This window comes from Pseudomonas sp. BF-B-26 (assembly GCF_019956495.1).
In the GTDB taxonomy this organism is placed as follows: domain Bacteria; phylum Pseudomonadota; class Gammaproteobacteria; order Pseudomonadales; family Pseudomonadaceae; genus Aquipseudomonas.
In genome coordinates, this window is sequence record NZ_JAHBDP010000103.1 from 16936 (window position 1) to 38908 (window position 21973).

22 protein-coding genes and 1 pseudogene are annotated in these 21973 nt (G+C 58.4%); 12 read left to right on the plus strand and 11 right to left on the minus strand.

The features are described 5' to 3' along the window. The first annotated feature begins 359 nt into the window (after positions 1–359). Positions 360–629, plus strand: coding sequence for a DUF2790 domain-containing protein (locus KGB03_RS23930; RefSeq protein WP_223529434.1), 270 nt, complete (start codon positions 360–362; stop codon positions 627–629). Positions 630–721: 92 nt separating this feature from the next. Further along, positions 722–1117 (plus strand): hypothetical protein, encoded by a 396-nt coding sequence (locus KGB03_RS23935; RefSeq protein ID WP_111450019.1) that lies wholly within the window; start codon positions 722–724, stop codon positions 1115–1117. Here the strand turns inward: KGB03_RS23935 and KGB03_RS23940 are convergent. Then, positions 1114–1383 carry a DUF1652 domain-containing protein gene (locus tag KGB03_RS23940; RefSeq protein ID WP_111450020.1) on the minus strand — a complete coding sequence of 90 codons (270 nt, stop codon included), beginning with the start codon at positions 1381–1383 and terminating at the stop codon, positions 1114–1116. The two genes, KGB03_RS23935 and KGB03_RS23940, sit on opposite strands and share 4 nt — an antisense overlap. Positions 1384–1689: 306 nt before the next feature. Here KGB03_RS23940 and eco point away from each other — a divergent pair, with 306 nt between their 5' ends. Both eco and KGB03_RS23950 read left to right on the plus strand, forming a co-directional pair. Then, a complete protein-coding gene (gene eco / locus KGB03_RS23945) occupies positions 1690–2172 on the plus strand; it encodes a serine protease inhibitor ecotin (RefSeq protein WP_192408410.1) in 483 nt (160 codons plus the stop codon). Positions 2173–2201: 29 nt separating this feature from the next. After that, a complete protein-coding gene (locus tag KGB03_RS23950) occupies positions 2202–2507 on the plus strand; it encodes an NIPSNAP family protein (protein ID WP_074876451.1) in 306 nt (101 codons plus the stop codon). 24 nt (positions 2508–2531) lie between these two features. Here KGB03_RS23950 and ilvA read toward each other — a convergent pair. Further along, positions 2532–3527, minus strand: a pseudogene (gene ilvA, locus KGB03_RS23955) (threonine ammonia-lyase, biosynthetic); the annotation flags it as partial. A 248-nt stretch (positions 3528–3775) separates the two neighbouring features. Between ilvA and KGB03_RS23960 the strand changes: the two are divergent. Next, positions 3776–4111, plus strand: coding sequence for a DUF2834 domain-containing protein (locus tag KGB03_RS23960; RefSeq protein ID WP_223529442.1), 336 nt, complete (start codon positions 3776–3778; stop codon positions 4109–4111). Between the two features lie 127 nt (positions 4112–4238). Here KGB03_RS23960 and KGB03_RS23965 read toward each other — a convergent pair whose 3' ends face one another. After that, entirely contained in the window at positions 4239–5162 is a 924-nt protein-coding gene (locus tag KGB03_RS23965) for a magnesium transporter CorA family protein (RefSeq protein WP_223529444.1), read from the minus strand. A gap of 7 nt (positions 5163–5169) precedes the next feature. Next, positions 5170–6744, minus strand: a complete 1575-nt coding sequence (locus KGB03_RS23970) for a RimK family protein (protein ID WP_223529446.1) — start codon at positions 6742–6744, stop codon at positions 5170–5172. A gap of 92 nt (positions 6745–6836) precedes the next feature. Here KGB03_RS23970 and rimI point away from each other — a divergent pair, with 92 nt between their 5' ends. Continuing rightward, complete coding sequence (gene rimI, locus KGB03_RS23975; protein WP_223529451.1) at positions 6837–7934, plus strand: ribosomal protein S18-alanine N-acetyltransferase; 1098 nt, start codon at positions 6837–6839, stop codon at positions 7932–7934. 189 nt (positions 7935–8123) lie between these two features. On the opposite strand, the gene KGB03_RS23980 is transcribed toward rimI, so the two are convergent. Continuing rightward, the gene (locus KGB03_RS23980) at positions 8124–9275 is read right to left on the minus strand and encodes a PQQ-dependent sugar dehydrogenase (protein WP_218535170.1); all 1152 of its coding nucleotides are present in this window, start codon (positions 9273–9275) and stop codon (positions 8124–8126) included. Positions 9276–9326: 51 nt separating this feature from the next. Continuing rightward, complete coding sequence (locus KGB03_RS23985) at positions 9327–9683, minus strand: hypothetical protein (protein ID WP_192408404.1); 357 nt, start codon at positions 9681–9683, stop codon at positions 9327–9329. A 203-nt stretch (positions 9684–9886) separates the two neighbouring features. On the opposite strand from KGB03_RS23985, the gene KGB03_RS23990 reads away from it, so the two are divergent. After that, positions 9887–10747, plus strand: coding sequence for a Ku protein (locus KGB03_RS23990; RefSeq protein WP_223529456.1), 861 nt, complete (start codon positions 9887–9889; stop codon positions 10745–10747). Positions 10748–10881: 134 nt separating this feature from the next. Here the strand turns inward: KGB03_RS23990 and lpxO are convergent, their stop codons facing one another. After that, the gene (gene lpxO, locus KGB03_RS23995; protein ID WP_223529463.1) at positions 10882–11781 is read right to left on the minus strand and encodes a lipid A hydroxylase LpxO; all 900 of its coding nucleotides are present in this window, start codon (positions 11779–11781) and stop codon (positions 10882–10884) included. A 496-nt stretch (positions 11782–12277) separates the two neighbouring features. Between lpxO and KGB03_RS24000 the strand changes: the two genes are divergently transcribed. Both KGB03_RS24000 and KGB03_RS24005 read left to right on the plus strand, forming a co-directional pair. Next, the gene (locus KGB03_RS24000) at positions 12278–13867 is read left to right on the plus strand and encodes an ABC-F family ATPase (protein WP_192408401.1); all 1590 of its coding nucleotides are present in this window, start codon (positions 12278–12280) and stop codon (positions 13865–13867) included. Between the two features lie 247 nt (positions 13868–14114). After that, complete coding sequence (locus KGB03_RS24005) at positions 14115–15302, plus strand: MFS transporter (protein WP_223529465.1); 1188 nt, start codon at positions 14115–14117, stop codon at positions 15300–15302. A 113-nt stretch (positions 15303–15415) separates the two neighbouring features. Here KGB03_RS24005 and KGB03_RS24010 read toward each other — a convergent pair whose 3' ends face one another. Together KGB03_RS24010 and KGB03_RS24015 are read right to left on the minus strand one after the other, a co-directional pair. Further along, positions 15416–16453 (minus strand): alpha/beta hydrolase family protein, encoded by a 1038-nt coding sequence (locus tag KGB03_RS24010; protein ID WP_223529467.1) that lies wholly within the window; start codon positions 16451–16453, stop codon positions 15416–15418. A 180-nt stretch (positions 16454–16633) separates the two neighbouring features. Then, the gene (locus KGB03_RS24015) at positions 16634–17245 is read right to left on the minus strand and encodes an FMN-dependent NADH-azoreductase (protein ID WP_046055117.1); all 612 of its coding nucleotides are present in this window, start codon (positions 17243–17245) and stop codon (positions 16634–16636) included. A 129-nt stretch (positions 17246–17374) separates the two neighbouring features. On the opposite strand from KGB03_RS24015, the gene KGB03_RS24020 reads away from it, so the two are divergent. Further along, positions 17375–18283 (plus strand): LysR substrate-binding domain-containing protein, encoded by a 909-nt coding sequence (locus KGB03_RS24020; protein WP_223529473.1) that lies wholly within the window; start codon positions 17375–17377, stop codon positions 18281–18283. Beyond that, positions 18280–18639, plus strand: coding sequence for an MmcQ/YjbR family DNA-binding protein (locus KGB03_RS24025; protein ID WP_111450032.1), 360 nt, complete (start codon positions 18280–18282; stop codon positions 18637–18639). Before KGB03_RS24020 ends, KGB03_RS24025 begins: the two co-directional genes overlap by 4 nt. On the opposite strand, the gene KGB03_RS24030 is transcribed toward KGB03_RS24025, so the two are convergent. Next, positions 18636–19064, minus strand: a complete 429-nt coding sequence (locus KGB03_RS24030) for a DUF1294 domain-containing protein (RefSeq protein WP_218535193.1) — start codon at positions 19062–19064, stop codon at positions 18636–18638. The genes KGB03_RS24025 and KGB03_RS24030 overlap by 4 nt on opposite strands. Beyond that, positions 19061–19891: an undecaprenyl-diphosphate phosphatase gene (locus KGB03_RS24035; RefSeq protein WP_218535195.1), complete on the minus strand. Its 831-nt coding sequence runs from the start codon at positions 19889–19891 to the stop codon at positions 19061–19063. Before KGB03_RS24035 ends, KGB03_RS24030 begins: the two co-directional genes overlap by 4 nt. Positions 19892–20185: 294 nt before the next feature. On the opposite strand from KGB03_RS24035, the gene KGB03_RS24040 reads away from it, so the two are divergent. Continuing rightward, complete coding sequence (locus tag KGB03_RS24040) at positions 20186–21820, plus strand: methyl-accepting chemotaxis protein (protein WP_218535197.1); 1635 nt, start codon at positions 20186–20188, stop codon at positions 21818–21820. The last annotated feature ends 153 nt before the right edge of the window (positions 21821–21973 follow it).

Below are 21973 nucleotides of genomic sequence, written 5' to 3' on the forward strand. Positions count from 1 at the left end.
CATAGAAGTCCGCAGCGCGAATGATGGCACATATATGCGCAGTGTTAATCAGGTGACCAAACCTGTTCGCTGATTTTGCAGCGAGGTCAAACAGTAAACGCTGGCACCTCGCCGACGAAAGACGACAAAGAGTCCGAGCGTGTAGGACCAAGCCGAACCTCCCTCAGTTTTTTTACCGACATGAAACCTCTGTCAGAAACCTCCTCACGACAGGCGGCATTCAGTCGGGTTAACCATCGCTTAACCCCGCGGTCCAAAACTTTACTGGACCGCACGCCCTCAGAGTTCTCTGACGCCCAGTGCGGCAGGTTCGACGCCAATACGTCGAGCTGACTTCCCTCCCGCACCGGAGATCGTTCATGAACATGCGCACCTTGCTGATCACCACCGCCCTCGCCTGCACCGCGTTTTCCGGTCTGGCCCAGGCCAATGACACTTCGAGCTCCCAGGCGGTGCCGTACCACTACGGTATGCCGCTGCACGTGGGCAAGGTCATTAACTTGACCGAACCGTCGACGCTGGACTGTAAAGTGGTCACAGCGGACATGAAGTACATCGATAGCGCCTCGGGCAAGCCTGCGGAAATCTCCTACCGTAAACTTTCCGACGCCTGCAGTTATCAGAACTGACGGAAAGGTCTGATTCAACACTTTGCGGTATTCCGGTGAGGGGTTCTGGCGCTATGCTCTAGCGCCTCCCCTCACTGCCGCAAGGATTCGCCATGCAGTTATCGTTTCGTGCCTTGTCGACTTTTACCGCCGCGCTGTGTTTTCTGCTGGCCCTGATCTGGGGTTTGATGCCCGACTGGTTACTGTCAATCTGGGGTCTTGAATACTCGTTGGCGGTGGGCGTTGTCGCGCGGCGCAGTGCAATGCTGTTCGCGGCATTGGGTGTGATGTTTTATCTGGTTCGAAACGAGTCGCCTTCGACCACCCGCCATGCACTGAGCAACGGCTTCATGGTCGGCTGCTGGGGGCTGGCAGCATTGGGCTTCGGTGAATGGCTCAATGGCCATGCCGGTCCGGGCATATTGCTTGCAGTGATGGTCGAACTGGCGCTGGGTCTGGCGTTTCTCCAGACCAGGCGCGTGTCGATGGAGCTCGAAACCGTGGGTTAAAGCGCTTTGCGGTCTGGATGCAGCGTCTGGGCAATGGTTTGGTGCTGCATGTCAGAGCGCAGTCCAGCGATCAGGTCATTGATTTCTCGACAACCATTTAGCCGTTTGGCATTTATTCCTGTTTTTATTAGATCAAGGTGATCGGTTTCACGATCGGAATACACCTTGACGGTCATCGACAGGTCCGGCGACAGCGTGCATTGACAACGTTTCGGCAAAAAACTGCTTTCAATGATGTTGCGAAGTTCCAAGGCAGAAAGAAACATGGCGACCCTCTCCTTATTGTGAGACTGCCAATCAACAATCGATACTGACGCAATGAAATCCCCGGTCAGCTCAAGACCAGCTAGAGCATAAAACATGCCCGGGATTTCGCCCTGCAGCTCATCGGCAAATCAACGATTTAGCCAAACGACTGCTAAATGGCCTCATGCAATCTGCAAGAAAGGCGTTGCTGTGCCCCTGCAATCCGCATACCTCTCGCGACAAGTTTGCATTGGCCGACGACGCCAGTAAGAATGCGGCCATTCAAGTCAGTATCCGCTGACCCCACTCGCACGCAAGGAGGCATCATGGGTTCGTTGATCCAAATCAATACCGTTGGGCTAATAGTTGCTGGGCTGTCGTGCGCTGCGCACGCCGCGAAACTCGAAGAAGTCGCGCCGTTCCCCAAACCCGAGAGCGGTTTCACCCGCCAGGTCATTCACCTTGCCCCACAGACTCAGGAAGACGGCTACCAGGTCGAAATCCTCGCCGGCAAAACCCTGACCGTTGACTGCAATCGCCAACGCCTGGGCGGCATTCTCGAGGAGAAAAATCTCGAAGGCTGGGGCTACCCGTTCTACCGACTGGAAAAAGTCATCGGCCCGATGAGTACACAAATGGCCTGCCCGGACGGCAAGAGCAAAAAGGACTTCGTGCCGGTGGTCGGTGACGGTTTCATGCTGCGCTACAACAGCAAACTGCCGATCGTGCTCTACGTGCCCAAAGACGTCGAAGTCCGCTACCGGATCTGGTCAGCGTCGAGCAAGGTCGAGAAAGCCGTCCAGGAGTAACCGTTCTGTCCCGTTACAGGAGCGCCATTTTGATTACCTGCCACGTCAAATATGTGATCGATCCGTACCAACTCAGCGAATTCGAAGCCTATGCCAAAGCCTGGCTCGGTATCGTCGAGCGTTTGGGCGGTACGCACCACGGGTACTTCCTGCCTTCCGAAGGCGCGAGCAATATCGCCTACTGCCTGTTCAGCTTTCCGTCACTAGCGGACTACGAAAGCTACCGGCATATCGCGATGACTGACGCCGAAAGCGCCGCACTGGTGGCTTCGCTGGTGGAGAAGAAGTTTATCGTCAGTTACGAACGGACCTTTCTGCGCCCACTGCTGGCCTGACACCGCTCACGCCGGGGCGCAGCTCATTGCGGCGCGCTCGGCCACATGGCGCAAACTGTCGAAATTGATATTGGCGCCTGAGTCGATCGCAACCAGGGTCTGACCACGGGCACCGATTTGCGCCACGTACTTTTTGATTCCGGCCACGGCCAAGGCACCGGAAGGTTCGGTGATTGAGCGGGTATCGTCGTAGATATTCTTGATGGCGGCGCAGAGCTCGTCGTTGCTGACCGTCAACACCCCATCGACACAGAACCGACAAACTTCGAAACCATAAGCACCGATCTGGGCGACGGCCACACCGTCGGCGAAAGTGCCTACGCTCGGCAGGACAACGCGCTCGCCGGCCTGTAATGCCGCGGACAAACATGCGGAATGTTCTGACTCGACGCCGATGATGCGGACTTCAGGTCGCAAGTATTTGACGTACGCCGCGATGCCGGCGATCAGGCCGCCCCCACCCACCGGGACGAAGATCGCGTCCAATGGACCTCGATGCTGACGCAGGATTTCCATGGCGACGGTACCCTGCCCGGCGATCACATCCGGGTCGTCGAAGGGCGAGACAAAGGTGCGACCGGTTTGCCGAGCCAGGTTCAGCGCGTAGTCCAGGGCAAACGGAAAACTCTCACCGTGCAGCACGGCGTCGGCGCCCCGGCTGCGTACACCGAGCACCTTCAGTTCCGGCGTCGTGCACGGCATCACAATGGTCGCGGCGATCCCCAATTCACGCGCCGCCAGCGCCACGCCCTGGGCATGATTGCCCGCCGAAGCGGTGATCACACCACGAGCCTTCTGCTCATCGCTCAACTGCACCAGTTTGTTGTAGGCACCGCGGATCTTGAAGGAAAAGGTCGGTTGCAGGTCTTCGCGCTTGAGCAGGATCTGATTGCCGAGCGCCTCGGACAACGCTGGCGCCGGTTGCAGCGGCGTACGCACCGCGAGCTCATACACGGGCGCGGCGAGGATCTTTTTCACGTAATGCTCAAGCAAGGTCTGCTGGGTGGTGGTGGTGCTCATGGTCGTCTCCTGACGTTGATCAGAACCCAGGAGGCAGAAAGTAAAAACCCGCCTCTAGGGCGGGTTGGGTGCTGCAGTCGTGAGCTAGCCCGCCAAATAAGGAATGGCGGTAATAATGCTTGGCTGGCGGCGCAATACAGTGGAAGTCATGCCCGGAAATTAGCCGGGCGCTGATGGCAAGTCAATGGCCAATTTTACTCGGCCTCTGTAGGCTGACGACTCTGCTCATTGTCCCAAGGAAGGAAACCATGAAGTCTGTCGCCCTGCCCCTCATTGCCCTGATTGCGTTCGCCGGCTACACCGTTTCGGTGATGCTGCAGGCCGAACAGTCATTGATCGACTTCGGCATCAGCCTGATGTCGCGCCCCGACACGGCGCAGGTGGTAATTGATTTGTACCTGCTGGCGACGCTCGCGGGCATCTGGATGTACACGGATGCGCGCAAGCGCGGGCGGTCTCGGTTGTCGGTGATTCCTTATCTGCTGGTTACGGCGATTTTTGTATCCATCGGGCCATTGTTGTATTTGGTGGTTCGGGGGCTGCAAAGCCGTAAAGATTCTGTTGATGCGAGCCAAGGAATTTGATCCCGGAATTGTTGTGATTTTGAGATGGCCTTCGCGAGCAAGCCCGCTCCCACAGGGGGCTGGTGAACGCCACAGTTCCAGTGTGGGAGCGAGCCTGCTCGCGATGGCAATCTCACAGCCACCGAAGTTACTTAGCCAAGCGCCTCAGCCCAAGCACCATCCCCCCCGCACCTAACGCCATCGCGGTCAGAAACAGCGGATACGAAACCCACCACGGCACGCCCGCCGTCATCATGCTGAACTCCGACATGCCGCCGATACTTGCAATCAGGTTCAGCGGCAGAAACACCACATTGATCAACGTCAGCTTGCGCAGCAGGTTGTTCATGCTGTTGTTCATCAGGTTGCCCCGGGCGTCGATCAGCCCGGAGAACACCGTGGAGTAGATTTCCGCCTGTTTGTAGCACTGGTTGTTTTCGATGATCAGGTCGTCGATCAGGCCAATGGCTTCAGCGCTGAAGTGTTCCTTTTCCGCGTGGTTGCGCAGCCGGGTCAGCACCGCGCCGTTGCTGTGGATGGCATTTATGTAATAGATCAGGCTCTCGCTGAGGTTGAACATCTGGATCAGGTGCTGGTTTTCCATCGACGCATTGAATTTTTGCTGCAACTCCCGGGCAACCAGTTTGATCACCTTCAAGTGGCCCAGGTAGTGATGGATGTTGTTGAACAACAAGTCCAGCAACACATCCAGCGGCGTGTTCAGCCGCTGCCGAGTGCCGAGCCCGTGGAGCGGCGAGTCGTCGGTGGCGATCACCAGCAAACGGCCCGGCGAGAACAGCAAGCCGCAGGACGACACCTCGAAGACCAGGCTCCCGCCACCAGAATAGTTTTCCGGGCGTTTCCAGATCAGGAACAGGTTGTCGGGGTGAAACTCGATACGCGACACCTCGTCGGGGTCCAGGGCCGAGGCCAGGGCGTGTTCATTGAGCTTGAAATGGCTGTGCAGCAGGTCCCGCTCGGCGGCGTCGGGGTTGCTGAAGAGCATCACTTCGGCGTCCAGCCGTTCGACTTTGTGCAGGGCGCCGTGGATCAGTTGAAAGCTCTTGATCATCGGCCGTTCACCAGGCCTGGCCGCGGCGCTTGAGTTCCAGGCGACGGACAAACTCCTCCAGCACCAGTGAATACAGATCGTCCTGCAAGTAAGCGTCTTCGATGCCGGCGTCCATGTTCGGGTTGTCGTTGACCTCGATCACCACCACTTTGTCGCCGGACTGCTTGAGGTCGACACCGTAGAGGCCATCGCCGATCAGGTTCGCGGTCTTCACTGCCAGTTCCACCACCGCCCGCGGCGCTTCGTGAACCGCCAGGGTTCGGCATTCGCCGTTGATGTCCTGACCCTTGGCTTTGTGGTTGTAGATCTGCCAATGGCCCTTGGACATAAAGTACTGGCAGGCAAAGATGGGTTTGCGGTTGAGCACGCCGATGCGCCAGTCGTATTCGGTGTAGAAGAATTCCTGGGCCAGCAACAGCACCGAATGCTCGAACAGTTCGGCCGTGGCGTCGAGCAAGGCTTGCTGGCTTTCGACCTTGATCACGCCCCGAGAGAAACAACCGTCGGGGATCTTCAATACCAAGGGGAAACCGAGACGCTCGCCAACCCGCTCAAAGTCTTCCGGTCGCTCTTTGTAGAGAATCTCGGTGGCGGGCATGCCCAGTTGATGGCTCTTGAGCAGATCGGTCAGGTACACCTTGTTGGTGCAACGCAGAATCGACGCCGGGTCGTCCATCACCACCAGCCCTTCGCTCTCGGCTTTCTTGGCAAACCGGTAGGTGTGGTTGTCGACGCTGGTCGTCTCGCGGATCAGCAGCCCGTCGTATTCGGCGATACGTGCGTAGTCCTTGCGTTCGATCAGCTCGACGTCGATGCCCAACGTCTTGCCAACCCTGACGAAGTTGTCCAGCGCCTTGGCATTCGACGGCGGTAACGCTTCCTGAGGATCGTGCAGGATGGCCAGGTCATAACGGGCCAAACGCCGGGAACGTGGCACGCGCCATATCTTGCGACTGAAACTGTCGAGTGAGTGGGCGAACTGGTCTTCCTGATCTTCGCGCAACTTATGTAAGGCACCGGACTTTATCCCTTCAATGTGCCAGCCGTTAGTTCGACGAAACTCAACTAACAATATCGGGCACGGAAAGACTTCAAACAACTGTCGCGCCAGATCCTGTAACGGCTCGATATGAGTCTTGCCAAAGTACAGCGTCAGGGTAAAGCCTTCGGTATCGCTGTAAAGATGATGACTGAGGGCTTTTTCCAGGGTTTTATCCAGATCATCCAGGGCCAGGCCGTACAAGGATTTTCGAGTCAGTTCGCTGATGGTCCGCACCGACGGAATCACCTTGTGCCCACGGGCTTCGGCCAACAGCGAGCAGTAGTAGCCGTGCCCCAGGTACCTGTAGCTTCGGCACAGGTTGATCACCTGGACCCGCTTGCCTCGCTCGTTATCACGGGTTTTTTCGAGGTATTCCTGAGCCGTCACGATGTCTTCACTGGGGAAGTAGGAGGCCCAGTCTTCCTTGCGTTCGACGATGATAATCAACTGGCTGGAAGTTCTGACACCGTCATTTAAATAAGTTGCTGCCGGCAAAGTTTGCTCGGATACTTCGCGCCAATGACCCTGTACCGCTGACATAGTGATTGATCCGTTGGAGAACAAGACCTTTCCTATTAAGCACGAACTTTTTAGAAAGTCCCGTTTCGTTACGCAACTTTTACGGTGGTCATATGAATCTGGTTTTTCGCTTGGCGGTGGTTGAAGATTTGCCGGCACTGCTGGAACTCGAACAACACTGTTTCACCACGGATCGGCTTAACCGTCGCAGTTTTCAATGGATGATCACCCGGGCCCATGGGCAACTGCTGGTGGCCCAGCGTGGCGAGCACCTGGTCGGTTACGCCGTGGTGCTGTTCCACCGGGGCACTTCGCTGGCGCGCCTTTACTCGATTGCGATCGCCACCGAAGCGCGCGGCAGTGGCCTGGGCAAACAATTGCTCCAACACATCGAGGCCTGCGCCGTTGAACACGACTGCGCCTACCTGCGGCTGGAAGTACGCATCGACAACCCGACAGCGATTGCCCTGTATGAGCGCAACGGTTATCGACGCTTTGCCCTGATTCATGACTATTACCAGGACCATGCCGACGCGCTGCGGCTGGAAAAGCGCATCCTCCAGCACCGCGACTCGCGCAACATCAAGGTGCCCTGGTATTCGCAGACCACCGATTTCACCTGCGGCCCGGCCTGTCTGCTGATGGCCATGGGCGCGCTGCAAGCGGATCGCGTGCTGGCGCGACGCGAAGAACTGCAGATCTGGCGCGAAGCGACCACCGTGTTCATGACCTCGGGCCATGGTGGCTGCAGCCCTCAAGGCCTGGCGCTGGCGGCATGGCGACGGGGTTTTGCAGTGCGTCTGCAACTGAGCATGGCCGGGCCCCTGTTTCTCGATGGCGTACGCGATGCGCATAAAAAAGAGGTAATGCGGCTAGTACACGAGGAGTTCACCACGCAGCTACAAGAGACTGATGTGGAACGAGTGATCGGCGGACCACTGAACCTTCCACGGTTACTGGACGGTGGCGGACAACCGCTGGTGCTCATCAGCAGCTATCGACTGACCCGCTCCAAATCGCCGCATTGGGTGATCGTCACCGATTGCGATGAAGAGTTCGTCTACCTGCATGACCCGGATGTCGATCACAGCCAGCATCGCCAACCCATGGACTGCCAGCATTTGCCGGTCAGCCATGGGGAGTTCGACAAGATGAGCAGCTTCGGTCGAGGCAAGTTGCGGGCGGCAGTGGTCCTGTACGCCCGATCATGAGCTTCAAAACCCCTGTAGCCGCTGGCGAACTGTGGCGAGGGGATTTATCCCCGTTGGGCTGCGAAGCGGCCCCAGTTTTTCCAGCCACACTGCGTCCAATGAATTACGACGGCTTCGCCGCCGAACGGGGCGGTGCGACGTTTCGCCAAATCCCCTCGCCACAGTTCGCCAGCTGCTACAAGGGATGCGTTACTTCAGGCCAATCCTGTACAGGGCTCCGTCGTCCTCATCGGTCAGTACATACAAGTACCCATCGGGCCCCTGCCGCACATCGCGAATGCGCTTGTTGAGTTCGCTCAGCAATCGCTCTTCGTGAACGACCTTGTCGCCATCGAACTGCAAGCGGATCAACTCCTGGCTCACCAGCGCGCCGATAAACACGTTGTGCTGCCAGGCCTTGAAGCGGTCAGCGTCGTAGAACGCCATGCCACTGACGCCGGGGGACTTCTCCCAGACATGGTGCGGGGCGACGGTGCCTTCGGCGGTCTTGCCCTTGGCTTCCGGGATCGGCTGGCCGGAATAGTTGATGCCATGGGTTGCTACCGGCCAGCCGTAGTTCTTGCCTCGCTCGATGATGTTGATTTCGTCGCCACCCTGGGGACCGTGTTCGTTTTCCCAAAGGGTGCCGGTCCAGGGGTTGAGCGCCGCGCCTTGCGGATTGCGCTGGCCGTAGGACCAGATTTCCGGGCGTACGCCGGCCTGACCGACAAAGGGGTTGTCATCCGGCACCTGGCCGTCCGGGTAGATCCGCACGACCTTGCCTTGCAGCTTGTCGAGGTCTTGAGCGGTCGGCCGGTCGTTGTTCTCGCCAAGGGTGATGAACAGATAGCCGTCGCGGTCGAACACCAACCTTGAACCGAAGTGGTTTCCGACTGAAAGCTTGGGTTCCTGGCGGAAGATCACTTTGAAATCCTTGATGGCCGTCAGGTCGTCAGACAGACGTCCGCGACCAACCGCCGTCCCGGCCTTGTCGCCCTCACCGCCACCTTCGGCATACGACAAGTAGACCGTGCGGTCTTGATTGAAGTCGGGCGACAACGCAACATCCAGCAAGCCGCCCTGCCCCTTTGCCCAAACCTTTGGCACGCCACTGAGCGGAGCGGACAGTTTACCGTCGGCGCTGACCACCCGCAGGTTGCCGGGCCGCTCGGTCACCAGCATCCCTTGGTGATCGGGAAGAAACGCCAAGGCCCAGGGATGTTCGAGCCCCGTGGTCATTGTCGTCACCTCAAGGGTGCCCTGTTCGCTTTTGAAATTCTGGGGTGGCGCTGCGAAAACGGGCGCCGTGACGGTGATCAGTGCGCTGGCACACAGCGTGGCCAGAAGGGTTTTACGCAACATGCACGATTCCTTTTGTCGTTCGAATGGCTGGCAAGAACGCTGTCGTGCCGTTCAACGGTTGCTGGTGTCTGCGTCTCGATGAGGTGGATTGGGAATGAATTTCGGTGGGGTGGCGGGAGGCGAGCGATCCTGGGGATAGCGGTTGCCGACGCCACCATTGTCAAGCGTCGGAGGGCGCGGCACAGGCACTGTGTTCGGCCCACGGATGGCCGGCGCGCTGGGTTGCGTGCCTTGCATGCTGTTGGGATTGGCCCGGCGAATCGGACTGTTGTAAGGGTTGCTGGCATTGCCTGCCGGGCTCTGGGCCAACAGCAGTGAAGAAGGAGACGGCGCGGTGTCGGCCTGGGCCAGATTGCTCAGCATGCCACTCAACGCCAACGCGGTGCAGCCGAGCACAAATCTGTTCATGGGGAGCCTCTCGACATCAGCGTGGATAGAAACTTCGTTATCACGCTACGCCCGGGGTTCGGATTTGTTAACTAAAACCTCCCCGGCAAGATGTAACACGAAGTTGAGGACGCCGCTGATCCCCCACTGGACCGGGCCTCAAGCCACTGAAACTTTTGTACCGGGCCACAGGTCACCTGAACATCACTCGCGAGAAGACGACCATGGCACGGGCAATCTGGAAAGGCGCGATCAGTTTCGGTCTGGTGCATATCCCTGTGGCGCTGGTCTCGGCGACGTCCTCGCAGGGGGTGGATTTCGACTGGCTCGACAGCCGCAGCATGGACCCGGTGGGCTACAAGCGCATCAACAAGGTCACCGGCAAGGAAGTGACCAAGGAACACATCGTTAAAGGTGTGCAGTATGAAAAGGGTCGGTATGTGGTCCTCAGCGAAGAGGAAATCAAGTCGGCGCACCCGCTGTCCACTCAGACCATCGACATCTTTTCCTTTGTCGACAGCGAGCAGATCCCCCTGCAAAACATTGATACGCCCTACTACCTCGCGCCGGATAAACGCGGTGGCAAGGTCTATGCGCTGTTACGCGAAACGTTAAGCAAAACCAATAAAGTCGCCCTGGCTCATGTTGTGCTGCACACGCGTCAGCACCTCGCCGCGCTGATGCCGCTGGAGTCGGCGATGGTATTGGTGATGCTGCGCTGGCCCGCCGAAGTACGAAGTCTGGATACGCTTGAGTTGGGCAGTGACGTCACCAAGCCCGAACTGGCCAAAGGTGAACTCGATATGGCCAAACGATTGGTTCAGGACATGAGCGCAGACTGGAATCCCGAGGATTATCGCGACAGTTTTGAAGACAAGATTATGGCCTTGGTTGAGAAGAAGGCTAACGAAGGAAAAATCGAAGATGTGGAAACGGCGACTGGCGAAGAGGAGCGTAAAACCGCAGACGTTATCGATCTGACCGAGCTGCTTAAACGTAGCCTCGGCGGCAAAAGTGCCAGTAAACCCAAATCGGCGGCTAAACCCACCGCGCAGAAAAAAGCCACGAAGACTTCTCGTGGCTGATTGAAGGTTTGCGGTAAATGTTATGGCCCCTTCACGAGCAAGCCCGCTCCCACATTAGATCGCGGTCAACTGTGGGGGCGGCGGTGCGGCGATCCGACTTGCTCGCGAAGGGGCCATACGCCGTGACACAATATTTAAATCAAAACAAAAATCGCCACCAGCCCCCCAAACATCGCCCACTTTTCGAGGTAATAAAGCTTGCGGTTGCGCTTCTTCAGCGCTTTACCGCGAAGTCGAATCTTGTAGATTTTGGCGAACAAGCGGTTGATACCGCCGGTCTTGTCACCCACATCGTTCGGTGCGCCCGCCGCCGACATCACATGACGGCTGAACCAGCTGTTGAACGCCGCCGCCCAGCGATACTTCATCGGCCGCTCAACGTCGCAGAACAGAATGATGCGGTTCTGCCCGGTGGTGTTTTCAGCGTAATGAATGAAGGTCTCGTCGAACATGACCGCTTCACCGTCGCGCCAGTGGTAGTTCTCGCCATCGACGTTGATGTAGCAACCGGCATCGTTCGGGGTTTCCAGGCCCAGGTGATAGCGGTAGGAACCGGCATACGGATCGCGGTGACGGACCAGTTTCGAACCCGGTGGCAACTCGGCGAACATCGCCGCCTTGATCGAGCCGATGCTTTGCACCAATTCCGTTGTGCGCGGACAAAGTTTCATGGCCGAAGGATGGCTGTCGCCGTACCACTTCAGGTAGAAACGCTTCCAGCCCGTCTTGAAGAACGAGTTGAAGCCGACGTCGTCGTATTGATTCGAGCGCTTGATCTCCCCGGCCCTGAGCAGGTTCTGGCCCTCGGCGCGAATTTCTTCCCAATGGTCCTGCAACGGACTCAGATCAGGAAACTCGGCCGGGTTGAGGTAAGGCTTGTTGGGGATTTTCGAGAACAGATAAAGGAAGCAGTTGATCGGCGCCAGAAATGTCGAGTGGTCGCTCAGTTGACGGCCCAGTTTGTGGCGCACGCGTCCGCGCAGGTGGACGTATGCAATGGAGACAACGTAAACAGCAACAATGATCAATTTCACAACAATCGTCACATGTCAGAAGTGAACAAGCTGCGTCCCTTGCCAGCCAATCGGCCCAAGGGTCTTGTGCAGCGTCTGAATTAAGAACAGCAGTCCCGAATGGCGCGTTCTTGAGCCTATGCCGCCTGTCGGCATCAGGTGATAGATGGCATTTTAGCCACAGTTTGTAACCAATAGTTAACCTTCAACGGTGAAAATATGTCCACTGGTGCTGCCAAAGTGGCCGTGCGGCCTTAACGCCCTATCGTTTAAAGAGCCAGACCAGTACAATCGCCGCCAAACATTACGCGCCCCCCTTGGTTGACGACGGGAATGAACCCCGTCTCAGCGCACTTCGACTCGGGCCAAGCGCTCCATATGCTGCTGTCCACTTATTGCCAGATGGACCTTCCGCTTCTGACCGGGATGCATTTCCTGTGGTTCGAATAACGGAACCGGGTACTGAATCGGTACTGCCGCAACCCTAGCTACTCTGAATGCTTCGCAGGAAAAACCTTTGATCTCTACAGCTAACATCACGATGCAGTTCGGCGCCAAGCCGCTATTCGAAAACGTTTCGGTCAAATTCGCCGCGGGCAACCGCTACGGCCTGATCGGCGCCAACGGTTGCGGCAAGTCGACTTTCATGAAAATCCTCGGCGACGACCTCGAGCCGTCCGGCGGCCAGGTCATGCTCGAGCCGAACGTGCGTCTGGGTAAATTGCGCCAGGACCAGTTCGCCTACGAAGAATTCACCGTGATCGATACCGTGATCATGGGTCACGAAGAGCTGTGGAAGGTCAAGGCCGAGCGCGACCGCATCTACTCGCTGCCGGAAATGACCGAAGAAGACGGCATGGCCGTTGCAGAACTGGAAACCGAATTCGCCGAAATGGACGGCTACACCGCCGAATCCCGTGCCGGCGAACTGTTGCTGGGCCTGGGTATCGGCATCGAGCAGCACTTCGGCCCGATGAGCGAAGTGTCCCCAGGCTGGAAACTGCGCGTATTGCTGGCCCAGGCGCTGTTCTCCGATCCTGAAGTGTTGTTGCTCGACGAACCGACCAACCACCTGGACATCAACACCATCCGCTGGCTGGAAAACATCCTGACCCAGCGCTCCAGCCTGATGATCATCATCTCTCACGACCGTCACTTCCTGAACAGCGTGTGCACCCACATGGCTGACCTGGATTACGGCGAGTTGCGCCTGTTCCCGGGCAACTACGACGAGTACATGACCGTGGCGACCCAGTCCCGCGAGCAACTGCTGTCGGACAACGCCAAGAAGAAAGCGCAGATCTCCGAACTGCAATCGTTTGTCAGCCGCTTCTCGGCCAACGCCTCGAAAGCCAAGCAAGCAACCTCCCGCGCCAAGGCGATCGACAAGATCCAGCTGGCCGAGGTCAAGCCTTCGAGCCGTGTGAGCCCGTTCATCCGTTTCGAACAAACCAAGAAGCTGCACCGTCAGGCCGTTATCGTCGAGCGCATGGCCAAAGGCTTCGACGGCAAGACACTGTTCAAGGACTTCAGCTTCCAGGTTGAAGCCGGCGAGCGCGTGGCGATCATCGGCCCGAACGGTATCGGTAAAACCACCCTGCTGCGTACCCTGGTCAACGAACTGACCCCGGATGCCGGTACTGTGAAGTGGACCGACGCCGCGGAACTGGGCTACTACGCCCAGGACCACGCTCACGACTTCGAAGAAGACTGCAACCTGTTCGACTGGATGGGCCAATGGACTCAGGGCGGCGAGCAAATCGTTCGCGGTACCCTCGGCCGTATGCTGTTCTCCAACGACGAGATCCTCAAGTCGGTCAAGGTCATCTCCGGTGGTGAGCAAGGTCGCATGCTGTTCGGCAAGCTGATCCTGCAAAAGCCGAACGTGCTGATCATGGACGAACCGACCAATCACTTGGACATGGAATCCATCGAGGCGCTGAACCTGGCGCTCGAGAACTACCCGGGCACGCTGATCTTCGTCAGCCACGACCGTGAGTTCGTATCGTCCCTGGCCACCCGCATCATCGAGTTGAGCCCTAGTGGCGTGATCGACTTCAGCGGCACCTATGACGACTACCTGCGTAGCCAGGGCGTTGTGTTCTAAGCACCGGCTGAAAATGGAAAGCCCTGTCCTGGTGACGGGGCTTTTTGCATTCAAGGGTGAAGGGATAGTTTGGTTCAGAAACCTTCGCGAGCAGGCTCGCTCCCACAGGGAAATGCGTTCCAACTGTGGGAGCGAGCCTGCTCGCGAAGAGGCCCTCAAACCCTACGAATATAGTTAGCCTGCTTTCTTTTATTTTGCGCCCACGCCATGATGCAGTTCTCCTACCGCCGCCCGCGAATGAGCCCTCATGTCTGTGCAGCAACTGCCACCACAAAGCTCCATGGCGATCACCCTGCAGATCGTCTCCATCGTCTTTTATACCTTTATTGCCTTCCTCTGCATTGGCCTGCCGATTGCGGTGTTGCCGGGGTATGTCCATGAACAGCTGGGTTTCAGCGCGATCATCGCGGGGCTGACCATCGGCTCGCAGTACCTGGCCACCCTGCTCAGCCGCCCGATGGCCGGGCGCCTGTCGGACAGCATCGGTACCAAGCGGGCGATTGTTTACGGGTTATCGGGGATTGTGTTGAGCGGCGTGCTGACGTTGATTTCAACGCTGCTGCAAAGTCTTCCGTTGCTGAGCCTGTTGATCCTGATTGCCGGTCGCTTGTTGCTGGGGATTGCCCAGGGCTTGATCGGGGTCGGCACCATCAGTTGGTGCATGGGTCAGGTGGGCGCGGAACATACCGCACGATCGATCTCCTGGAACGGTATCGCCTCCTACGGCGCAATCGCCATTGGTGCACCGCTGGGCGTGGTGATGGTTGGCGAGCTGGGGTTCGCCAGTCTTGGGATCGCGCTGTCGGTCCTGGCGCTGGCGGCGTTGTTGCTGATCCGAAACAAACCCTCAGTGCCGGTGATTCGCGGCGAGCGCCTGCCGTTCTGGGCGGTGTTCGGGCGCATTGCGCCGTTCGGCGCGAGCCTGAGCCTCGCCTCCATCGGTTACGGCACGCTGACCACCTTTATTACCCTGTATTACGTCAGCCGTGGCTGGGCCGGCGCGGCTTACTGCCTGACGGTGTTCGGCGTGTGTTTCATTCTGGCGCGATTGTTGTTCATCTCCAGCATCAGCCGTTTCGGTGGATTCACCTCGGCCATTGCCTGTATGAGCATTGAGACGGCGGGCCTGGTGTTGCTGTGGCTCGCGCCTTCGACCGGTTATGCGCTGATTGGCGCAGGCCTGACCGGATTCGGTCTGTCACTGGTCTATCCCGCGTTGGGGGTCGAAGCGATCAAGCAAGTGCCCAATTCCAGTCGCGGGGCGGGATTGAGTGCTTACGCAGTGTTTTTCGATCTGGCCTTGGCGATTGCCGGGCCGTTGATGGGCGCCGTGGCGTTGAATCTGGGGTACACGTGGATATTCTTCAGCGCGGCGTTGTTGTCGGTGACTGGCCTCGGCTTGACCTTGTTACTGAAACGCCGCGCAATGGCCTGACACCGCCCCCCCTTGTAGGAGCTGAGCTTGCTCGCGATGGCGGCGTCAGATTCAACATGGATGTTGGCTGACAGACCGCCATCGCGAGCAAGCTCAGCTCCTACAAAGATTTGTTATTGATCGGCGGTCTGCATTCCGGCCCGGGTCGGTTTGCCCAGCGCATGAGAGAAGAAACGCCCGGCTTCGGAAACCATGTTGCGATGAATGTCTTTGCGATCGACGCCATCGGCATCGGTACACAGCGCCGGCATGGCGATGATCTGCTCTTCGTTGCAAGGCGCCAGGAACACAAAGTGCCCTGCCCCGACCAGCAACTTGAAGTCCGGTGCGATCGGCAGTTTGCGTGCCAGGGCGGCGGCATTCTTGTCGAACGCTACCAGTTTGTCGCCGTCGCCGCTGTAGAGCAGCACCGGCACATGCACATCGGCCAGGGTATGACGGCCAAACTTCAGGCTCAGTGGCGCCATGAGCAGCAAGGCGCGAACCCGCGGGTCAGCCACCGGCTGCAAGTCATCACGGTCAGCAATCAATTCGCCTTGGGTGTTGCAGGCATCGCGGTCATCCGGGCGTTCCTGACAATAGCGGCGCAGACGGTCCAGGTCCGGTGTCGCGCCGGACAGAATCAGCGCCGTCTCCCCGCCCGCCGAATAACCGATCACACCGACCTGATCGGCATTGACGAAGGGCGCGAGCATTCGGTCGCCCAGCGTCGCGGTAATGGCTTCGGAAATCTGGATGGGCCGACCGTAAAGGTTACTCAACGTACCGAGGCGGCTGTGGTCTTTGGAGTTGTCACCGGGATGGATCACCGCCACCACCACAAACCCTTTGCGTGCCAGCGACGTGGCGAGGTCGTGCAAGGCCAGCGGCGTTCCGATGTTGCCGTGGGACAGCATCAGCATCGGGAAACGACCGATAGCGACTCGGGTGTCTTCGCCCGCTTCGACCGTGTAGCCCTCGAGGATACTTGAGTGTTCCTTGTCGCTGGAGGGGTAGAAGGCGATGGCACGCATCGGCTGCAAGTCCAGAGGGTCAAGAAAACTCATCTCATGGAAGCCGACGCTCCAGTGAGGGTGCGGCGCAGGCGCGGCGTGCACTGAGTTCAGGCTGCTGAGCAGGCAAATCAGTAAAATTGCACAAAGACGCACCATGGGATGCCCCACCTTGTTACTGGACCGGAGACGGTAACCCTCGATTGCATAACCCGGGCCACTATTTAATGAAATTCCGAAATAGCCAGAAACAAAAAACTCCGTATCTGACACTTGCGTGATCAGAATACAGAGTTTTTTGGGTATTGCCCGAGCTGTTTGATTTTCTTTACACACACCTTACGCGGCGGCGAACAACTGCTCGCTGATTTGCGTGTGAGCGTCGCTCATGGCTTTGGTGCGGACTTCGTCACCATAGGCAAGGCCATGGGCGCGGACGAACTCGATGTCGGTGATACCGATGAAGCCGAACAGCACCTTCAAGTACTCTTCGTGAGCAACGCCAGTCGCCTGACCCGCATGCAGACCGCCGGAAGTCGAAACGATGACGACTTTCTTGCCACCGCACAGGCCTTCAGGACCGGCTTCGGTGTAACGGAAGGTCTGACCGGCAACGGCGATGCGGTCGATCCAGGCCTTGAGTTGGGTCGGGATGGTGAAGTTGTACATCGGAGCTGCAATCACCACGGCATCGGCGGCGAGGAATTCGGCCAGGGTGGTGGCACTCAGCTCGGCTTCGTGTTGCTGCGCGGCGTTGCGCAGTTCAGCGGTGGTGCCGGCGGCAACCAGGGTCGTGGCGGAGAAATGGCTGATGGCATCGGCGGCCAGGTCACGGTAGGTCACCACGGCAGTCGGCTCGGCGGTTTGCCAGGCTTTAACGACTTCGCTACTCAGCTGACGGGAAGCCGAGTTGTCACCAAGAATGCTCGAATCGATATGCAGCAGTTTCATGTGGGATCTCCAGGTGAGGATCGCCACGAGGCGATCTGATGGGGAGAATCCTACAGACGAAACTAATAGCTGATTAGTCGGCAACAATGCGATAGTTCGTCCCACTGATAGAACAATCGAGCGTCCACCATGCAAGACCTCAATGATCTCTACTACTTCGCCAAGGTGGTTGAAGCCGATGGCTTCGCCGCGGCCGGGCGTTTGCTCGGAATTCCCAAGTCGCGGTTGTCGCGGCGCATTGCCGAACTGGAAGAACGCCTTGGCGCGCGCCTGCTGCAACGCACCACCCGACAACTGAAGCTGACCGCCGTGGGTGAACGTTACTTGCGGCACTGTCAGGCAATGCTGCTGGAAGCCGAGATGGCCGATGAAGCCGTCGCCAGCATGTCGAGTGAACCTCGCGGGCGTTTGCGGGTGTCTTGCCCCGTCGGGCTGGCCCACGAAATTCTGCCGACAGTGATCAGCGATTTCCTTGAGAAATATCCTCATGTTCAACTGGAGGTCATGTTGCTCAACCGCCGCGTCGACCTGGTGACCGAGGGCGTCGATGTGGCGCTGCGGGTGCGTGAGTTGGGCGATGAGGATCCGCTGCTGGTCACCCGACGTTTGCGCCAGGCGCAGATGGCGATGGTCGCCAGCCCCGGATTTTTGCACGGCCGTGAAATCAACCACCCCGAAGACTTGAAAAACCTGCCCGTGCTCGGCGCCCTGGAAGCCGATCGCCTGGTGCATATCCGCATGCTCGACCAACAGGGCAAAAGCTGCGATCTCACCCTCGAGGCACGATTGGGCATCGATGACTTTATCGTGCGCAAGGCCTGCACCCTCGCCGGCCAGGGTTTTACCATGCTGCCGATGATGTATTGCGAGCTGGAACTGGAAAACGGCACGCTGGTGCAGCTGCTGCCCGACTGGTCGTTGCCTGGCGGCTGGCTGCAAGCGGTCTACCCTCATCGGCGCGGGGTGATGCCGGCCGTACGCGCCTGGCTCGACCATTTGATCGAATCATTCAATGCCTGCGGGGACCGACTGATATGAAGGCTGGACGTATGAGCGAAGAGGATGTCGCGCAATTCTGTCTCGCGCTGCCGGGTGCGCGGGAAGACTACAAGTGGGGTGGCGTGCGGGTGTTTTCGATTGCCGGGAACAAGATGTTTGCCTTGCAGAATCTGCGGGGCGAATCCCTGGCCTTCAAGGTCGACAAGGACGTGTTTCTCGGTCATTGCGACCGCCCGGGAATCCGCCCGGCGCCGTATCTGGCGCGAGCTCAGTGGATCATCATGGAAACGCCCTACCCGTTGGGCCCAGAAGAGCTGCAAGGCTTGTTGCAGCGTTCCCATCAATTGGTGGTGAGCAAGTTGCCCAAGCGCACCCAGGTCGGACTGCTGCTTTAAAGCAGCGCGAACAGATGGGCGCCGAGAAACAGCTGGTCGATCCAGAACACCTGATGCATCAGCACGATGATCCAGAACACCAACTGAAACGAGAGCTTGCGCGTCTTGTGCCGAAACAGCTGCTGGGCCAGTAAGGCGCCCGGCCAGCCTCCGGCGAGTTCCACCGCATGCAACACGTTCTCCGGTGTGCGCCAATGGTCGGCGCGCGCCTTGCGCTTGTCGCTCCAGTACAGCAAGAACGCCAGCAGGCTGACGACCCCGTACGCAGCCAGGGGAATCACCGAAACCCCACGCAGCCACAACGACATCGAGCCAAACAACGGCAGCGCGCACAGGAGCGCAAACACCAACAGTTTCAGCTGGAGATTGCGAACCTCTCCTGCGGGCTTGCGTCCGGGGTTGTTGCGCGCACTGGCGTCATTCATGGCTTGACCGCAGTCCAGTCAACCCAGCCGAACTGCCAGGTGGCCAGGATGACCAGGCCGAACGCGATGCGATACCAGGCAAACGCCGCATAGCTGTGGCTGCCGATGAACACGAGCAAGGCTCTGACGGCAATCATCGCGAAGATGAACGCCGTGACGAAGCCGATGGCGAACACCGGAAAATCCGACGGGACGAACAGGTGGCGGTATTTGAAGCCCGAGTAAACCGCCGCAGCGACCATGGTCGGCATCGCCAGAAAGAACGAGAACTCGGTAGCGGTCTTGCGCGACAGCCCGAACAACAAGCCACCAATGATCGTCGAGCCGGAGCGTGAGGTCCCGGGAATCATCGCCAGGCACTGGGCGAAGCCGACTTTCAGGGCGTCTTTCCACGTGATCTCATCAACGGTTTCGGCATGCACTTCATGCTGACGCTTTTCGGCCCACAACATGATGATCCCGCCCACAACCAACGCCGTCGCAACGGTGATCGGGTTGAACAGGTACTCGTGGATCAAATTGGAAAAAATCACCCCCAATACCACGGCCGGCATGAAAGCAATCAACAGGTTTGCAGTAAAGCGGCGAGCACCGGGCTGCGTTGGCAAACCGGTCACCACATCGATGATCTTGCGGCGGAACTCCCACACCACCGCCAGAATCGCCCCCAGCTGAATAATAATGTTGAAAGCGATGGCCCGCTCGCCACCGAAGTTGAGCAGGTCAGCCACGATGATCTGGTGGCCGGTACTGGAAATCGGCAAAAACTCCGTCAGTCCTTCTACAACCCCAAGAATCAATGCCGAAAAGGCAGTCCAAAGATCCATCAATCCCCCAAGAAGCAATGCGCCACGGCATGCCCCGTTAATATTTTTTCAGAACGTTGACTGCGGTCAGCGTCGCTGCTGCGCCGCGCGCATAGAATCCAGACGAAACCATAAAAATTCCGTGAAAAATCGACTGGGATTCAGGTTTTTCCATGCGGGGCCGAAATCCTATCAGACAAGTCTGATTAACGCTGCCGCGTTATTGGACTTGGGTCGGATATGACTGATTGGCAAAGTGTGGTTGGATGCTGGCGATCATTTATTACAAGAAAAAGAAACCGGAGTGACAGCGTTATGAACAGCTTGCGCAGTATGTCGATCAGCCGACGTTTGTGGCTCATCTTGATCGTGGCCGTCCTGATGCTATTGACGTTGGGCGTCTTGATGCTCAAGCAGATTCACGATGACCTGTACCACGCCAAGGCTCAGAAAACCCAGCATGTGGTGCAAACCGCCAGCGGCATTCTGACCTATTACCACGACCTCGAAACTGCCGGCACCCTCACCCGCGACGCCGCACAGAAGCAGGCACTGAGCGCCGTTCGCGGCCTGCGCTATGACCAGAATGACTACTTCTGGATCAATGACCTGACGCCGGTGATGATCATGCACCCGGCCAACCCGAAACTCGATGGCCAGAACCTCTCGGCGATCCGCGACCCCGACGGTTTTGCCCTGTTTAACGAAATGGTCGCCGTCGCCAAGACCAAGGGTGCCGGCACCGTCGACTATCGCTGGCCGAAACCGGGCGCCAGCGCGCCGGTAGAGAAAACCTCCTACATCAAACTCTTCGAGCCCTGGGGTTGGGTGATCGGTTCGGGCGTGTACATCGATGACATGCAGGCCGAGTTCTATGGCCAGGTGTGGAAGGCCTCGTTCGTGGGGCTGGTGATTGCCCTGATCATGGTGCTGCTGGTCATCCTGATTGCCCGCAGCATCGTGCGTCCACTGCAGGAAACCGTGAATGCCATGGCCAACATCGCCAGCGGCGAAAGCGACTTGACCCACAGCCTCGATACCCATGGCCAGGATGAAGTCACGGAACTGGCACGCCACTTCAACGCCTTCACCGCCAAGCTGCGATTGGTGATCAAAGAACTGCAAGTGTCCGCCAGTGCCCTGGGCCAGTCTTCCAGTGAACTGGGCAACGACGCCGCCCAGGCCCAGCAACGCAGTCAGCAACAATCCCAGCAAATGGAACTGGTGGCCACAGCAATCAATGAAGTGACGTATGGCGTGCACGACGTCGCGAAAAACGCCGAGCACGCCGCCAGCGAAATGCGCGATGCCGAGTCTCAGGCGCAGCAAGGTCAGGTCAACATCGATGGCAGCCTGCAACAGATCGACAAGCTGTCCTCCACCATCGATCAAGCGGTGGAAGTCATTCGTACCCTGGCCGCCGAAAGCACGCAGATCGGCAGCGTTCTCGAAGTCATCCGTTCCATCGCCGAGCAAACCAACCTGCTGGCCCTCAACGCGGCCATCGAAGCCGCCCGGGCCGGCGAGCAAGGTCGCGGTTTTGCGGTGGTAGCCGATGAAGTGCGACTGCTGGCCCAGCGTACCCAGAAGTCCACGGCCGAGATCCAGTCGATGATCGAACGCCTGCAAAGCCACTCCGAAGCAGCGGTCAAAGTGATCGGCGACAGCAGCCGTGCATCGCAGTTGACCATCGAGCAGGCCGGCCTGGCCGGCGCAAGCCTGAATGCCATTGCCCAGGCGCTGCGCAACCTCAACGGGTTGAACGCCTCCATCGCCAGCGCGACCTTGCAACAGGCGCATGTGGTCGAGGACATCAACCAGAACGTCACCCAGGCCGCCGGTTTGTCCCACAGCACAGCGCTGGCGGCCGAACAATCGAGCGTGGCCAGCGTTCACCTGAAGGAATTGAGTGAGCAGTTGAACGGGCTGCTCAAGCAGTTCCGGGTGTAACGACAGTCCCTGTAGCAGCTGCCGAGCCCGTGGCGAGGGGATTTAGCGAAAAGTCGCACCGCCCCGTTCGGCGGCGAAGCCGTCGTAATCCATTGGACGCGGTGTGGCTGGAAAAACAGGGGCCGCTTCGCAGCCCAACGGGGCGGTGCGACG